Source organism: Pseudomonas savastanoi (genome assembly GCF_020917325.1).
Classification (GTDB): Bacteria; Pseudomonadota; Gammaproteobacteria; order Pseudomonadales; family Pseudomonadaceae; genus Aquipseudomonas; species Aquipseudomonas amygdali.
In genome coordinates, this window is the sequence record NZ_CP076652.1 from 3,921,165 (window position 1) to 3,938,500 (window position 17,336).

Annotated in this window: 10 protein-coding genes; 8 read left to right on the forward strand and 2 right to left on the reverse strand. The window is 57.8% G+C overall.

Going from position 1 to position 17,336, the window contains the following annotated elements:
* The first annotated feature begins 13 nt into the window (after positions 1-13).
* The 3 genes from KP808_RS16505 (at position 14) to KP808_RS16515 (ending at position 3,742) form a co-directional block, all read left to right on the forward strand.
* Entirely contained in the window at positions 14-1,198 is a 1,185-nt protein-coding gene (locus KP808_RS16505; RefSeq protein ID WP_230016505.1) for an NAD(P)/FAD-dependent oxidoreductase, read from the forward strand.
* A 38-nt stretch (positions 1,199-1,236) separates the two neighbouring features.
* Positions 1,237-2,097, forward strand: a complete 861-nt coding sequence (locus KP808_RS16510) for a GNAT family N-acetyltransferase (RefSeq protein ID WP_122280554.1) — start codon at positions 1,237-1,239, stop codon at positions 2,095-2,097.
* A 184-nt stretch (positions 2,098-2,281) separates the two neighbouring features.
* Positions 2,282-3,742, forward strand: coding sequence for an aldehyde dehydrogenase family protein (locus KP808_RS16515; protein ID WP_230016506.1), 1,461 nt, complete (start codon positions 2,282-2,284; stop codon positions 3,740-3,742).
* Positions 3,743-4,673: 931 nt separating this feature from the next.
* Here the strand turns inward: KP808_RS16515 and rlmM are convergent.
* The gene (gene rlmM, locus KP808_RS16520) at positions 4,674-5,747 is read right to left on the reverse strand and encodes a 23S rRNA (cytidine(2498)-2'-O)-methyltransferase RlmM (protein ID WP_230016507.1); all 1,074 of its coding nucleotides are present in this window, start codon (positions 5,745-5,747) and stop codon (positions 4,674-4,676) included.
* 192 nt (positions 5,748-5,939) lie between these two features.
* Between rlmM and acnA the strand changes: the two genes are divergently transcribed.
* The 4 genes from acnA to KP808_RS16540 all read left to right on the forward strand — a co-directional run bounded on the left by acnA (position 5,940) and on the right by KP808_RS16540 (position 12,735).
* Positions 5,940-8,684: an aconitate hydratase AcnA gene (acnA, locus tag KP808_RS16525; protein WP_230016508.1), complete on the forward strand. Its 2,745-nt coding sequence runs from the start codon at positions 5,940-5,942 to the stop codon at positions 8,682-8,684.
* A 130-nt stretch (positions 8,685-8,814) separates the two neighbouring features.
* Positions 8,815-9,606: a CPBP family intramembrane glutamic endopeptidase gene (locus KP808_RS16530; protein ID WP_230016509.1), complete on the forward strand. Its 792-nt coding sequence runs from the start codon at positions 8,815-8,817 to the stop codon at positions 9,604-9,606.
* A 96-nt stretch (positions 9,607-9,702) separates the two neighbouring features.
* Positions 9,703-11,268 (forward strand): methyl-accepting chemotaxis protein, encoded by a 1,566-nt coding sequence (locus KP808_RS16535; protein WP_058402127.1) that lies wholly within the window; start codon positions 9,703-9,705, stop codon positions 11,266-11,268.
* Positions 11,269-12,210: 942 nt separating this feature from the next.
* Positions 12,211-12,735, forward strand: coding sequence for a hypothetical protein (locus tag KP808_RS16540; protein WP_193601266.1), 525 nt, complete (start codon positions 12,211-12,213; stop codon positions 12,733-12,735).
* Positions 12,736-12,799: 64 nt separating this feature from the next.
* Here the strand turns inward: KP808_RS16540 and KP808_RS16545 are convergent, their stop codons facing one another.
* The gene (locus KP808_RS16545) at positions 12,800-14,665 is read right to left on the reverse strand and encodes an autotransporter outer membrane beta-barrel domain-containing protein (protein WP_230018906.1); all 1,866 of its coding nucleotides are present in this window, start codon (positions 14,663-14,665) and stop codon (positions 12,800-12,802) included.
* Between the two features lie 765 nt (positions 14,666-15,430).
* Between KP808_RS16545 and KP808_RS16550 the strand changes: the two genes are divergently transcribed.
* Positions 15,431-17,311, forward strand: a complete 1,881-nt coding sequence (locus KP808_RS16550) for a hypothetical protein (protein ID WP_193601267.1) — start codon at positions 15,431-15,433, stop codon at positions 17,309-17,311.
* The last annotated feature ends 25 nt before the right edge of the window (positions 17,312-17,336 follow it).

Sequence of the window (17,336 nt, forward strand, 5' to 3'; positions counted from 1 at the left end):
CCGGGAGCACCTCATGACCCCACAAAAAAGCGACGTTCTGATTATCGGCGGCGGCTTCATGGGCTCGTCATCAGCGTTTTTCCTGCGCCAGCACGGCCGCTCGGTGGCTCTGCTGGAGCGCGACCAGATCGGCCAATACGCCAGCGGCGTGAATTTCGGCAATGTGCGCCGCCAGGGACGCTTTCTCGGCCAACTGGAACTCGCCAATCGCTCCTGGGCGCTGTGGAAACGCCTGCCCGAGCTGATCGGCGAAGACCTGGAGTTCATCCCCAGCGGGCACATGCGCGTCTGCTACCGCGAAGACGAGATCGCTGAACTGGAGGCCTATGCCGCCGCACCCGAAGCCTGCGAGCTGGATTTGCAGATTTTCTCCGGCAGGGCCCTGCACGAGCGCTTTCCGTTCCTCGGCCCGGAAGTCAAAGGCGGCTCTTATGCGCCCCACGACGGGCATGCCAACCCGCGCCTGGCCGCACCCGCCTTCGCCCGTGCGGCGATTCGGGCCGGGGCACGGATCGAAGAGCGCACTGAAGTGACTGACGTACAGAAAGTCGGCGGTGAGTTTCATGTCACCACTGCCGATGGTCAGTTATTCGTCGCCGAACAATTGCTCATCACTGCCGGGGCCTGGGCAGCCAGGCTGGCGGAACAATTCGGCGAGCCCGTCCCTCTCGAGCCGAACGGCCCGCAGATGTCGGTGACCGAACCGGTGCCCTACGCCCTGCCGACGGTGATCGGAGTGTTCACCAAAATCAAGGAAGAAGTGATCTATTTCCGCCAGATACCGCGCGGCAACATCATCATCGGCGGCGGTAATCGCAACAAACCGGACATGGTCAACCGCCGTGCCTACTTCAAGCCAGAAAGCCTGATCAACCAGATGAAGCAGATGAAACGCCTGTTACCGGGCGCAGAGAAGCTGAACATCATCCGTGTCTGGAGCGGCATCGAGAGCTATACGCCGGATTCGCTGCCGATCATGGGCCGCAGCGGCAAGGTGGACGGCCTGTTCTATGCGTTTGGCTTCTGCGGCCACGGCTTTCAGCTCGGCCCCGGCGTCGGCGATGTCATGGCCGAGCTGATCAGCACCGGCAGCACGCGCACCTTGATCAGCCCGTTCGATATTCGCCGCTTCACTGACCCGACGGCCATCGAGATGCCGTTCACGTCCAGCCTGATGAGCACAGGCAAGCTCATATGAGCCGAACCAACCCACCTCGCCCTTGCAACGGAGGCTCCATGCCCGCGACCCCAGATACCCTCTATCGATATCGCCCGGTGACTGAGGCGGACATTCCGGCGGCCCATGCCCTCTCGGTACACCTCAAATGGCCGCACCGCGAAGAGGATTGGGCGATGGTGCAACGCACCTCTGAGGGTTTTGTCGCCGAACGTGACGGCCAACTGGTGGGCGTGGCATTCACCTGCCACCAGGGCGACTGGTCATCCATCGGTTTGGTGATTGTCAGCGATGAACATCAGGGCAAAGGCATCGGCCGCCGCCTGATGCATCTGTGCCTTGACGCAACCGCACCGCGTACACCGATCCTCAATGCCACGGAACTGGGCGCGCCGCTGTACCGGAGCCTTGGCTTTGTCGATTTTGCGCGGATCCAGCAGCATCAGGGCATTGCTGACCTGTCAGGGCTGGCGACACCGAGCGTTGGTCTGCCGATTCGCACGCTGGGTCCGGCCGACCATGCCGAACTGATCAGGCTGGCCAATGCAGGCAGCGGTCTGGATCGCACTGTCGTGCTGAATGACCTGTTGTCGCGCGATGTAGAACAGGCGGTGGGCATCGACCATGAAGGGCGCCTGACAGGCATCGCCCTGCTGCGCCGCTTCGGCCGCGGGCATATCATCGGCCCGCTGGTGGCCGGTGATGCAGAGCAGGCCCGGCAATTGATTGCCCACCTGCTGCAACGGATACCAGACATGTTCGTGCGCTTCGACATTCTGGCTGATTGCGGCCTGGCACCGTGGCTCGAAAGCCTTGGCCTGCCGTGTGTCGACAGGGCTCCGCGCATGGTGCTCGGAACGCCACCGCGATCGAACAAGGACGTGCAGCAGTTTGCGCTGGTGACCCAGGCCATAGGCTGAAATCGGCGCGGATAAAGCCCCGGAACAGGTCCGCAATGTTAACGGGTTGCATACAGCAGATTATTCTTTGCAGCCCGGCAGATCGGCGCTTTTTATCCAGATCGCTTTGTTAGCTTATAGGCATATAACGGCCTGATATCAAACGGCCTGACCTCGCCCATTATCGCTCCAGGGAGCTCGCTGGATGACCTCACAGTCCTTGAACAGCCATCGCGTTGATCCAGACACCGCGCAGAAATTCTATATCGATGGTCGCTGGTCGGCGCCGCTCAACCCGGCCAGTATTGCGGTGATCAACCCGGCAACCGAAGAAGTGGTGGCGCACGTTGCCAGTGGCTCGGCCGCCGACGTCGACCGCGCGGTTGCAGCGGCGCGGGCAGCCTTTGCGGGCTGGTCCGGCACCTCGGCGCACGCCCGGGCCGAGATAATCGGGCGCATCCACGAGCTTATCCTCGAGCGCAAGGAACAACTGGCGCAGGCCATCTCGCTGGAGATGGGCGCAGCTATCAGTTCTGCGCGGGCGATGCAGGTGCCACTTGCCGCGGAGCACGTTCGTGTTGCACGCGACCTGCTGGCGACCTATCGCTTCCAGAGCGTCGAAGGCGGCACCGCGATTGAACGCGAACCCATCGGTGTGTGCGGGCTGATCACGCCGTGGAACTGGCCGCTGTATCAAATTACGGCAAAAGTCGCCCCGGCGATTGCCGCTGGCTGCACAGTGGTGCTCAAACCCAGCGAACTGTCGCCGCTAAGCGCCTTGCTGTTCGCGCAACTGGTTCACGATGCGGGTCTGCCGCCTGGGGTATTCAACCTGGTCAATGGCAGCGGCCCTGAAGTGGGCGGCGCGATGGCGGCGCACCCTGACATCGACATGATCTCGATCACCGGTTCCAACCGTGCAGGCGCGCTGGTTGCACAAGCTGCCGCACCGACCGTGAAACGGGTGACTCAGGAACTGGGCGGTAAATCACCGAACATTCTGCTGCCCGACGCCGACTTCGCCAAAGCCGTGCCGCCCGGCGTAATGGCCGCGTTCCGCAACGTGGGCCAGTCGTGCAGCGCGCCTACCCGCATGATCGTGCCCAGAAGCCGGCTGGCAGAAGTCGAAGCGCTGGCTGCCGAAACGGCCAGGGCAATCATTGTGGGAGATCCGCAGCGGGAGGAAACAGTGCTGGGCCCGATCGCCAACGAGGCACAGTTTCACCGCGTACAGGCGATGATCGATGCCGGGCTGAGTGAAGGCGCTAAGCTGGTCTGCGGCGGGCCAGGTCGTGTGCAAGGCCATGAGCAAGGCTTCTACACGCGGCCAACGGTATTTTCCGAAGTGGACTCGTCCATGCGTATCGCCCGGGAAGAAATATTTGGTCCGGTGCTGTGCCTGATTGCCTACGACACGATTGATGAGGCCGTGGCGATTGCCAACGACACCGTTTACGGTCTGGGCGCGCATGTACAGGGGCAGGACCTTGAGCAGGCGCGCTCGGTGGCTTCGCGCATTCGTGCCGGACAAGTGCATCTGAACTACCCCGCCTGGAACCCGATGGCCCCGTTCGGCGGCTACAAGCGCTCGGGCAATGGTCGCGAGTATGGCGTGCATGGCTTTGAGGAGTATCTGGAGACCAAGGCTATTGTGGGGTTTGGTTGAGTGGCGCTGGTGCTGAAAGCCCGGAAAATGGGGCTCAGACTACGATGAGGATCGTTCCAACGCTCCACGTAGGCATGCAGTTCGTGACGCTCTGCGTCACACGGCGGTTCTGTGGCGTCAGGTGGATTGGCGTTCTGCCCAGATTCTCGTTCCCACGCTCCGCGTGGTAATGCCTTTCGTGACGCTCTGCGTCACACAGCGGTTCTGTGGCGTCAGGTGGATTGGCGTTCTGCCCAGATTCTCGTTCCCACGCCCCGCGTGGTAATGCCTTTCGTGACGCTCTGCGTCACACAGCGGTTCTGTGGCGTCAGGTGGATTGGCGTTCGGCCCAGATTCTCGTTCCCACGCTCCGCGTGGTAATGCCTTTCGTAACGCTCTGCGTCACACAGCGGTTCTGTGGCGTCAGGTGGATTGGCGGTCTGCCCAGATTCTCGTTCCCACGCTCCGCGTGGTAATGCCTTTCGTGACGCTCTGCGTCACACAGTTCTGCGATTCAGTGAGATTCAGGCTCGACTTGAGTCACCTTTTCGCCCCTCGGCGACCTACTTTGATGGGGCCAAAGTAGGCAAACCGCCTCGCTCCTGTTTCCGGCCCGACTGCGTCGGGTTCCTTCGCCCTGACACTGATCCGGGGGTCGCCGCAACGGGCCATCCATGGCCCCGGTGCGGCTAGCCTGGCGTCCTGCCAGGCTACCCCCGGATCAGCGCCAGGACTCAGCCGTCACTAACGTCGCACTCTGCGTCGTCAGTGCCATCGCGGTTGAAAAGCAATGCGTTGGCAGCGACTGCGTGTAAGGCATGACATTGTTTCGTATCGATGATTTGTGACGCAGAGCGTCACGAACTGCGTACCAACGCGGAGCATTGGCACGATAATCCGATAGTCACTGAAATCCTATAGTCACTGAAGCATGCGGCGCGAGTGTGAGAAATCACTTTCTCGCCGCTTTGGCCACATCAAGCCTGCGCAGGTGGCAGGTGACTTCTTCGCGGTCGTGGTAGAGCTGTTTGCAGCCGATGGACACCCGTACCCCTCGCGTCTGAAAGCCTTCTTCGATAAGGTCGAGCAAGCGGCGTACTTCGGCGTAACGCTGTTTCATCGGCAGCTTGAGGTTGACCACTGCCTCGCGGCACAGGCCTTCGCCCAGCCAGGTTTCCAGCAGCGCGGCATTGCGCGCAGGCTTCTCGACGATGTCGCAGACCATCCAGTCCACCGGGTGCCGGGGTTTGTAGGTAAAACCGTCAGCCATCAAGTGCTGGACCAGCCCGGTGTCCATCAGGCTTTCCGCCATCGGCCCGTTATCGATGGCCGTCACCAGCATGCCGCGGCGCACCAGTTGATACGTCCAGCCACCCGGTGCGGCGCCAAGGTCCACGCCGGTCATGTCGCCGGAAAGACGTTCGTCCCACTGGTCTCTGGGGATGAAATGGTGCCATGCCTCTTCCAGCTTCAAGGTAGAACGGCTGGGTGCCTCGCGGGGAAATTTGAGGCGTGGGATGCCCATCGGCCACATGGCAGAGTTGTCCGCATCGGCCAGACCAAGAAACACTTCACGGCCACTCTTGAACGTCAGCAACAGACGCGGCTTGCGCGGATCGTCAACCAGCTTGCCTGCCTGCATCAGAGCTTTGCGCAGCGGTGCCTCGAACTTCTTGCAGAAATTCGACAGCTCCTTGCCATCGTTGGTATCCACGACCTCAAGCCACAGGCTGCCGCAGGCCGGGAACGCCGAAAGCTGCGCAAGAATCACGCTGATGCGATCGGTTTCCGGCAACTCGAGAAACATCCCCCGCGCCCATTGCCGGGGAAAGATCAGCGCGTCGAAGCGCTGGCCATTCATCAATCGTTCGGCGCCATCCGCCTCAGTGCAGATGAATTCGGCACAGGCGGTATCGGGGCGTGCCTTGGCATACCCGGCAACGTCCAGGCGCGCAGCGTGATCGGATATCTCCGAACAGACTTCGCCTTCAAAACCGGGTCTGCAATGCATAAACAGTGTATTCATGGGTTACTCCTGGGCAATGGGCACTCGGGCGTAACCCCGCAGACTTGAAAGCCGCGCATGATAGCCCAATCCAGGAACCACTGGTGCTGCAGAACAGTCCACAGCAGTTGAAGCCTGATGCGGCGCTCCCGACCTGATGCACATGGAGCCCGTTAACCGATGTTCGGAGAACAATCCAGAAAGGAGATATTCATGCCTTCCCTCGATAGCCTGAAGAGCCTGAAAACGCTCGAAATCGACAACAAGACTTACCACTATTTCAGTCTGCCGGAAGCTGCCCGCTCCCTCGGCGACCTCGACAAGCTGCCCATGTCGCTCAAGGTGCTGCTGGAAAACCTGCTGCGCTGGGAAGACAACAAGACCGTCACTGGCAACGACCTCAAGGCTATTGCCGACTGGCTGACCGAGCGCCGTTCGGACCGGGAAATTCAATACCGCCCTGCCCGCGTGCTGATGCAGGACTTCACCGGTGTGCCGGCAGTGGTCGATCTGGCCGCCATGCGCGCTGCCGTGGCCAAGGCTGGTGGTGACCCGCAGCGCATCAACCCGCTGTCCCCGGTGGACCTGGTCATCGACCACTCGGTGATGGTCGACAAGTTTGGCAACGCCGAAGCGTTCGGCGAGAACGTCGACATCGAGATGCAGCGCAACGGTGAGCGCTACGCGTTCCTGCGCTGGGGTCAGAGCGCTTTCGATAACTTCAGTGTAGTGCCGCCCGGCACCGGCATTTGCCATCAGGTGAACCTCGAATACCTGGGCCGCACTGTGTGGACCAAGGAAGAAGACGGCCGCACTTACGCGTTCCCCGACACGCTGGTCGGTACCGACTCGCACACCACGATGATCAATGGCCTGGGCGTGCTGGGCTGGGGCGTGGGTGGGATCGAAGCCGAGGCGGCGATGCTTGGCCAGCCAGTGTCGATGCTGATCCCGGAAGTCATCGGTTTCAGGCTGACCGGCAAATTGAAGGAAGGCATCACCGCCACCGATCTTGTGCTGACCGTCACCCAGATGCTGCGCAAGAAAGGTGTGGTCGGCAAGTTTGTCGAGTTCTACGGCGACGGCCTGGCTGATCTGCCACTGGCAGACCGGGCGACCATTGCCAACATGGCACCGGAGTACGGCGCGACCTGTGGTTTCTTCCCGGTCGATGAGGTGACGCTGGACTACCTGCGTCTGTCCGGTCGTCCTGACGAGACCGTCAAGCTGGTCGAGGCGTATTGCAAGGCTCAGGCCCTGTGGCGTCTGGCAGGTCAGGAACCGGTGTTCAGCGACAGTCTGGAACTGGACATGAGTACCGTGGAAGCCAGCCTTGCAGGCCCCAAACGTCCTCAAGACCGTGTCGCGCTGCCGAATGTATCCAAGGCATTCAGCGACTTTCTCGGTTTGCAGGTCAAGCCCGCCAAGGTCGACGAAGGTCGCCTGGAGAGCGAAGGCGGTGGCGGTGTCGCGGTTGGCAACGAGGCCCAGGTCAGCGGCGAAACCCAGTATGAGTACAACGGCCAGACCTATCACCTGAAGGACGGTGCCGTGGTCATCGCGGCGATCACCTCCTGCACCAACACCTCCAACCCCAGCGTCATGATGGCCGCCGGGCTGGTGGCGAAAAAAGCTGTCGAGAAAGGCCTGAAGCGCAAGCCCTGGGTGAAAAGCTCGCTGGCACCCGGTTCGAAAGTAGTCACCGATTATTACAACGCGGCAGGTCTGACCCAATACCTCGACGCCTTGGGCTTCGACCTGGTGGGTTACGGCTGCACCACCTGTATCGGTAACTCCGGCCCACTGCTGGAGCCTATCGAAAAAGCCATTCAGCAATCCGACCTGACAGTGGCCTCGGTGCTCTCGGGCAACCGCAACTTCGAGGGTCGCGTCCATCCGCTGGTCAAGACCAACTGGCTGGCATCGCCGCCTCTGGTGGTCGCCTACGCACTGGCAGGCTCGGTGCGCATCGACATCAGCAGCGAGCCGCTGGGCGAAGGGTCGGACGGCAAACCGGTTTACCTGCGCGATATCTGGCCAAGCCAGCAGGAAATCGCCGACGCGGTGGCCAGCGTCAACACCGGTATGTTCCACAAGGAATACGCCGAAGTGTTTGCCGGTGACGAACAATGGCAAGCCATCGAAGTGCCACAGGCCGCCACTTATGTCTGGCAGGACGACTCCACGTACATTCAGCACCCGCCGTTCTTCGAAGACATCGGTGGTCCATTACCGGTTATCGAAGACGTGGAAAATGCGCGCATCCTCGCCTTGCTGGGCGACTCGGTGACCACCGATCACATCTCCCCTGCCGGGAATATCAAGGTCGACAGCCCCGCCGGACGCTACCTTCAGGAAAAAGGCGTCAAATATCAGGACTTCAACTCCTACGGCTCACGCCGCGGTAACCACGAAGTGATGATGCGCGGCACTTTCGCCAATATCCGCATTCGCAACGAAATGCTCGGCGGTGAGGAAGGCGGTAACACGGTGCATGTGCCCTCCGGCGAGAAGCTGGCGATATACGATGCAGCCATGCGCTACCAGGCAGAAAATACGCCGCTGGTGATCATCGCGGGGCTGGAATACGGCACTGGCTCCAGTCGCGACTGGGCGGCCAAGGGTACTAATCTGTTAGGCGTCAAGGCTGTCATCGCCGAAAGCTTCGAACGGATTCACCGCTCGAATCTGGTCGGTATGGGCGTGCTGCCTTTGCAGTTCAAGAACGGCCAGACCCGCAAGACACTGGGCCTGACCGGCAAGGAAACGCTGAAAATCACCGGGCTGACCAACGCAGACGTGCAACCAGGCATGAGCCTGACTCTGCATATCAACCGCGAAGACGGCAGCAAGGAAACCGTCGACGTGCTGTGCCGCATCGACACGCTTAACGAGGTGGAATACTTCAAGGCGGGGGGCATTCTGCATTACGTGTTGCGACAGCTGATCGCTTCCTGACACGCATGCCTGACACGCAGCCTGCCCCCCGCTCAGGGGTCAGGCTTGTGCATGAAGATTTGTATAAGCTCAAACCGGCATCGCTGGACGTCGGATAGAATCCTGCGCTTCTTGAAGCAGGATGTATCTCATGAGTACGAGGCACTGGCTGGTTCTCTTTCTGCTGAGTGCTGGCTACGCGCTGGCACTGTCCTATGGCAGCCTTGCCCCTTCTGCGGCCGCAAGTTTCGGCCTGTTGCTCGTCGCCTGGTTATGCGTGGCATTGCCCTCCCATCAATACATCCGCCTTTTTGGTCATGCGCTGTTTATTGTGACGGGCCTCGCATTGGCCTTTCATCTGGCACCCGGCTTCAATAGTGCGCAAGTCATCGAGGCCACCCGATTCACGGCCGATGCCCAGGCTTTTTCCATGTCGCTTTATCTGGACAAGCCTCTGATCGGCTTCTGGCTGATACTGGCCTGCCCGTGGATCGTGCCCAGGGTCGACATGACCCATTCGCTGCAAACCGGCGTTCTGGCGTTGATCGTGACGTCAGCGTTCTGCATGACCGCAGCCGTCGTTCTCAACGTTGTCGGCTGGTCACCCAAATGGCCTGATCAAGGCCTGATATGGCTGCTCAACAACCTGCTGCTGGTGACCCTGACCGAAGAACTGTTTTTCCGCGCATATCTGCAAGGCGGTCTGCAGCGCCTGTTCAAGGGCTCTAGGTTTGCGACCGCACTGTCGATCACCCTCGCTGCAAGCCTGTTCGGGCTCGCTCACGCGGGCGCCGGCTGGGAGTGGATAGTATTGGCGGGCGTGGCAGGTGTGGGGTACGGCATCGCGTTTCGTTTTGGTGGCCTGCAAGCGGCGATAATCAGTCACTTCGGTCTGAATCTGGTGCACTTCGGGCTTTTCACCTACCCCATGCTTGGCCGGTAATGCTGACTGCCCGGTCATTTGTGACGCACCGCTCAATTTATCGACACGCCGGCCGATAACACACCATAGTCTTCCGGATCGAAGGATCGAAACCCAATGCGCAACAACCAGCCCATCACTCAACATGAGCGGACTTTTCCTGCCGAGCAGCGACTGATCTCCACCACCGACACCCGCGGTACGATCACATATTGCAACGATGCCTTCGTCGATATCAGTGGTTACAGCGAGGCGGAACTGCTCGGTGCAGCGCACAACACCGTGCGTCACCCGGACGTGCCACCTGCGGTTTTCGAGCACATGTGGACCACGCTCAAGACCGGGCAGCCGTGGATGGGCATCGTCAAGAATCGCTGCAAGAACGGCGATCATTACTGGGTCAACGCCTACGTGACGCCGATGCTGGAAAACCGCAAGGTGGTGGGTTTCGAGTCGGTACGCATCAAACCGACCGCCGAACAGATCCGTCGTGCCGAGGCGCTTTATGCCCGGATCAACAAGGGCAAGAGCGCGATACCGGGCCGCGACAAATGGCTGCCGGTACTTCAGGACTGGCTGCCGTTCATTCTGGTCAGTCAACTGAGCTTCCTGATCGGCGTATGGCTCAACTCGCATTGGGGCTTTGCCCTGGCGGCGGCGCTTTCAGTGCCACTGGGCCTGCTGGGGCTGTCCTGGCAGCAGCGCGGCACCAAACGCTTGTTGCGCCTGGCTGAGCAGACGACCTCTGACCCGCTCATCGCACAGATGTATACCGACAGCCGTGGTCCACAAGCGCGCCTGGAAATGTCGATCCTCAGCCAGGAAGCACGTCTGAAGACTTGTCTGACGCGTTTGCAGGACACCGCCGAACATTTGACCAGTCAGGCTCGTCAGTCCAACTCGCTGGCCAATGCCAGTTCGACCGGGCTGGAGCGCCAGCGTGTGGAAACCGAGCAGGTTGCCGCTGCCATCAATCAGATGGCCGCCACCACCCAGGAAGTCGCCAGCCACGTAAACCGTGCCGCCGATGCCACTCAGCAGGCCAATCAACTGACGCGTCGCGGCCGCGATATCGCCGGTGAAACCCGCGAAGCCATTCAGCGCCTGTCCACCTCGGTGGGCGAAACCGGCCTGACCGTTACCCGACTGGCCAAGGACAGCGATGAAATCGGCGGCGTGGTCGATGTGATCAAAGGCATCGCCGACCAGACTAACCTGCTGGCTCTCAACGCGGCGATCGAAGCGGCGCGCGCTGGCGAGATGGGCCGCGGCTTTGCGGTCGTGGCGGATGAAGTACGCCAGCTGGCGCAACGCACCGCCGAGTCCACCGGGCAGATTCATGGCCTGATCGCCAAACTGCAGCAGACCGCCAACGACGCGGTACAAACCATGGACACAGGTCGCCGTCAGGCAGAAGAAGGCGTGGCCCGGGTGCTGGAAGCGGACCAGGCACTGGTGGGCATCAGCGAGGCCGTCGCCAACATCACTGACATGACCACCCAGATCGCCACCGCCACTGAAGAGCAAAGCGCCGTCGCCGAGGAGATCAACCGCAATATCGCCACCATCGCCAGCCTGGCTGACCAGACATCGGACGAAGCCCATCGCTCGGCAGTGTTGAGTGGTGAACTGACCGATACGGCAAACTCGCAGTATTCGCTGGTGGAGCGGTTTAATCGCTGAGACTTGAGACTGTTCTCAAAGCCTCGACAAACTTCGGTTGGTCGGGGCTTTTTTATGGGGTGCCCGTGTTGTGCGCGGTTAGCTTTAAATATCAATCTGACAGAATCTGAGAAGCGATCTGAAGACTGCGTAGGATATTTCTTTAACACCTTTGACGACAGCAATGTAGCACTCTTGACCATTGACAGCGAATGCATACTCCGATTAGTTGAAATTCAGGTGATGCGGTAGTTATTTATTACCCCTGTAACTATCGTTTATCACCTGAGTAAAACTTTAGCTCAGCGCCATGTGGCGCCTGGCTTTTTAATTGGAGAGAAAAATGAAAGATTCCAGCCAGCACTATCAATTTTCCGCACCACGTGTTCCAGCAGCCAGCTCTGTAGATAGCTTTCAGTCAGGCGTTCCTGCCGAGCCAGGACAGCGACCATGTCACGATCAGCTATCAGGTCATCGCCTGTGCGGGCAACGTGTCATTGCTCTCGCATTCCGTGACGCTGTCAATGCAGCTTTAAGCACAGCAGCCTACATTTCTTGCCTACAACCTTGACGGTTTCGCACGCTGATGCGCGCGAGACCCTAATGATAAAGTTGAGTGAATATTCCTATGCATGAGTGGGAATCCAGACAAAACGCAGTTTTTTACCTTTTGTAAGATTTATCTGTAGTTAACGTCCTACAGGTATTTGACACAAAAAAACTTCTGAAAAAACACCCACCCCAAGCTTTACCCTTTATTTACAGCATCTTTGACACTAATGATCAATAATTTAGTAGGCACATACTACAAAATGTAACTGCACAACCATACACAACCCATGCATGGCTTTGAAATGGGCAGACACTTGACCTGAACACTTATGTGCCTTGTAATATTTCCGCTGCCGACAACTGCCGGCATATACATAACAACTCAACTTAATGTCAATAAAAGAGTTTACGATGGATAAAGAACAATCCACGGATGTAGCGGCGCGCACCCAAAAAGAAAAAAACAACCCAAAAAGCGCGAATGCTGTTCAAGAAGCACCACCTCACGAGAGTCTCTACCGACAGGCGAGCCCCCTCCACCTTCCATCCGATATTTCCAGTACGCTGAAAGCACCTGTGTTGCCTAACATCGATCCTGATTCCATCAGTCACGAGCAGGCACATGCGGGCATTACCATTCATATCCCCGGGTCAGTCAAAATGTGCTGGGGTGACGAAATCCATTTCTATTGGGGGAAAAACCTGTCATCGACAACGCTTTTCCATCGGGTAGGCGAAAACAGCGTGGTACGGGTGCTGTGTATTTCCTACAATTTCACGCCCTATGTTCAGTACGGTCTGGTTGACCTGTATTACGAGCTTTATCGTGATCATCGCCTGATCGGCACATCGCCGGTGTTGCGGGTGAACGTCAACTACGCAGTGCCTGTCACGTCCCGACAGAGGCAACGCAAACGCAGGTTTACCGATCAATAACTGAAAAGCCCCCGGTGATCACTCACCGGGGGCTTTGGTGTTGCTCAGGCACTGGCCTTAAGAATCAGAATGCCAGGCGTAGCCCCACATTCGCCCCCCAGGGTTGCTCGATATGCCGACCTTTCATGTAATCGAAATCTGCATGCAGTTTCACACGCTCGGACAGCGACACCGATACCCCGGCGCCCAGTTCGCCGCGCGAACCGAACAGGCTGTTATCGAACCTCACGTCGTTGGCTTTCACCTCGTTACGGCGCGAAAACTCCTGTGCAATGGCGACACGTACATAAGGCTGCAACACCCCGCCCTCCTTGAGCGCAACACTGCGGCCGAGCGAGGTGCCAACCTTACCCAATACCGACTGAGTCTGGTCGTTCTTCGCCTTCATGCCGTTGTCCAGGCGCAGCTCCTGCCCCTGAACGACAACGCTGGACAGCTGAGCGAAGGGCTCAAGGAAGTAATCGTCCGCCAGCTTGATGTGGCGGCCGAACTCTACCCAGCCCCCTACCCCGTTGTTGGTGTAGTCACCCTTGGCCTTGCTTGCATCGCTCATGGCAACATCTGCCTTGTTGCGAAAGCGGTTGAGTTTGAGCACCCCGTCAACGTAGTAGCCATCGTCCGACAGCCAGGTGGCATAGGCACCTGCATAGTAGCTGTCGACTTTTCCGGTGGTGCCACGGCTCAAATCGATACCGGACGTGCTGTACCCTCCGAGCACACCCAACACCAATTGGCCGCTGCTGACCTCGACAGGCGCATCGGCACCCAGCGACAGGCCACTTTGCTTCTGCCGATAGTCGACACCATCACTGGTCGTGGCATTAAGCCTGTTGCCATAGCCACGCATCCAACCGCCCGCCCTGCCGCTCGCGCGAACCTCGCCCATGCGCGAACGCAGGGTAGACAGCTCACTCATCCAGATGGCAGGTGCCGCGCTGTAAAGCGCAAGCGCGCTCTGGGTCGAGGGGCTTATTACCTTGTCTTTACCGACGATGAACCAGTCATTGCCCTGTTGCTCCAGCAGATACGAATAGGCGCCGAGGTCGACACGCCCGCCCAGCAGGCTGAATTGCGCGTCACCACCTTCGGTATGCACCACCTTGAGCGGTGCCATGTCAGCAGAGACAACCTCCAACCCCGTGTTGCGCACCCGCAACCCGAACTGACCACTGGCCTGGCCGTTGACGTCGATGAGATCTCCGACACCGTTGTCCAGATCCACGCGCAAGCCAAACGTGCCGCCCCCTGACAACTCATTCAGCGAAAGTGTATGGAACCCTTCACCAGCAAACGAAACCCTCCCCCCGTGCAGGGAAAGCGACCTGACGGCATTGTCGCCCTGCATCTGCCAGTGACTGCCCGAGGTAATCGCCAGACGGTTGCCATTGACGATGTCGCCGTTCAATTGCGCGTCGTTTTGCAGCGTGATGTTCAGGGTGCTGGTGTCATCGGCGACAAGGTCGCCGTAGAGGGTGCTGTTGTCGACGTTGAAGTTGACAGTGCTGTGATCTTCCACCTCCAGCAGGTTGCCATTTCCGGCCCATAGCTCGGAATGGTTTTGCACAGCAATGTCGGCCTCGATGTCGAGCGCAGCGCGCTGGTTTACTTTGATGGCGGCCCCGGCCAAACCCTGGACTATCGATCGGTCAATCACAGCAACGGACTTGTTTCCGACCAGTATTCCGGCTTGGGATCCATCTACCAGATGGATTCCATTCATGTCGCCTGTCACATGACTGTTGTCGGCGATCAGCACATTGGCGCCAGAAACAAAAATCCCCTGGCCACTTTTGCTTTGCGACGCAAACCCGCGCACATCGGTATTGAAAATACTCAGTGCCCCCCACAACCCGACTGAAATACCGTAGCCCGATCCCGATACATCGCTTGAATGAGCCGATACCGTGGAGCCAGGGTTGATAGAGCCCATCACTCCATGAAGAACGATGCCGCTACCTGTCGCGTTTTTCACGGTAGCGTTGGAGAGATTACCCAGCGCATCGGAAAGGCTGATACCGCTCTCAACCACGCCGGACTGAATATTGACCGTAGAGTCTCTCACGACCACCTGGTCTGCTCGCCCACCGACAATATTAAGAATACTTTGATCACCAATATGATAAGAATCGAAGGGAGTATCAGGACCTACGGTAATGATTTCAGCCCGTCTAACGGTTTCATCTGGCAACTCTTCATCCGGCCACAATCCGGTGACTGCTTCAGTGTCTAAAGACAGACCATTATTATCGCTCGATGCCGCTGCCGACGCCTGCACATTAGCTAGAGCACCAAAGGCAATCACGGCAAGTTGAAACGCGCCACCCCGCGACTTAACGACATTACTTTTTCTACTAGACACCGTCCATCTCCTCGTTTTTTTGAGAGTGGAAAGATAGCTCACTTAATTCATAAACTCTGGCCCTGTTCAATACCCAAAACGTAGGAGCATTCCCAAAATAATATAAGAACTTTCTTACAGCGAGCATCCAAATGGACGCCAAGCAAAAAATTCGCAAACCAATTAAATAATTCCCACGCAACCACTTGACCAACCCACTGAAACCCTATTACGTCCAATTGCGACTGAGAACATCATTAGCTCTTTCGCCAAGTACCAGCCAAAAAACCTCATTCAGAAACACGTTCGAAAAAGTAGGAAATCCCCTACAAAATTTTAATGACAAGGCATCTACACATGAAAAATTGCTCAAACAACTATCTCCCAACACCTGTTTCAGTTTCCGGAAACAGGCATCGAAACTTGAATCTTGTATTGACTGCACCCGATATTGCAGTCGCATTTCATGATCAGGATACGCCAGGGCTCATACCGGTCGCTGACGCATCCCAAACGTTGACGGTCGATCTCGTTGTATGGCCAGCCGCACTTCCTGGTTACACCTATCAACTGCTGTTCAACAGTATCGCGACCGGTCCCCGAAAACTGATTCTGCCCTCACATGCACCAGGAGACCCCCTGCACCTGGAGATCCCGGCCGAACTGTTGCTGGAAGGTTTCCACGATGTCGCGTACGTCGTTGTCAATCCGATCAATCAGGTAGAACAGAAATCGGAAATTTTCCGGATTCAGATCGACCGGACAGCGCCAGGCGCTCCGGAGCTTGCTGCCATACAGTTCCCAGCCGAGATCCAGAACGGTCTGACTGCCGCCGAGCTCGATCAACTGGGTGGCCAACTTGATGTACAGATTGCCGGCTACACCGGTATGGCCAAGCATGACCGCATTCTGACCAGGTGGGGAGATATCGTAGGCCCCACTGCTGTCGTCAACGAAACCGACATGGGGCTGGACAAGGTCTCGGTCACTTTTACACGAGCGTTTCTGCAAACGTTGGGGGAGGAAGAAAAGCAGGTTTGTTACCAGGTCATCGACCGTGCGGGCAACCCTTCAATCCTCTCGAACACTGTAGCGGTGAAATTAAGGCTGAAAGACTTGCCTTCTGATTATCCGGCACCTGTGATTGATCAAGCGCTAGGCGATCTGATTGACTATCTGGAAGCTCAGGCCGGAGTATTGGTCGACATCCCCCATTATCCGGGCGCAGCGGCGCTTGATAGCATCCAGCTATTCTGGGGCACCAGTAATCCCTTGACCCCTGTATTCGTCACGCCTGGAGACGAAGATGAAGCCGTCATACTCACGTTGAAACTGCCATTCGAGGCCGTTGCCCAAGGTCCGCAAGGCGACACAGCGGTTCATTATGAAGTGTTTCGCAACGGCGAACTGACGGGCACATCGCTGGACACCCATATAGACGTTTTTACAACACTTCCCTTCCCCACCCCCTTGAACAATTTGACGATACAAGGGACGAGCGTACAAAACCCGAACACTCAGGACAACTTTATCGATGAAGACGATTACGAGTTGAACGGCAGAGGAGTGGTGGCCTGGAATACGGGGTTCGAAATCAATGATGATCTGAACCTGTACTGGGGCAATCAGGTAAAAACGCAATGGTATCAAATACGGTCTAGCGACGTTGCAGCGGCAAGAGACTTGATTATTCCGATTGATAACGAGCTGATGAAGTTGCAAGGCACCGGCGAAGCCATTCCCGTGTATTTCACAGTCACGCGTACAGGAAACCCAAACAGTATGACGAGTCCGACTCAGCCTGTAACAGTACGGTCTCGAGAAGAGCAACCCGGTGGCGAAAACGGATTGACCGGGCCCACGTTCAATCTCACGTCCAACGGAGTGCTGGGCCCCAATGAAAATCCGGACGGTGCCGATGTAAAAGTTTCACCTTATGTCAATATTGCCGAGGGCCAGAAGATCACCTTCACGTTCAAGGGTTTTGACGACTTCAATAATCCCATCGAAGCCGCTACTTATGTGACGACTCGTAAGCTGGATGAAGTGGATGTTGTGCAAGGGCATGTATTCAAGGTCCCTCAGATCAACACACTGCTTATTTGCACAGGGTTTGCGGAGGCGAGTTATACCGTCGACCCTGTCGAAGGCAGCAATCAAAGTCCGGCAAACTCCACGGTCACTCGCGTCATCGTGCATATGCTTAAACCTACCGACTTTACCTGTCTGAGTCGCTAAACCGTTGCGGGCTCACAACGCCCGC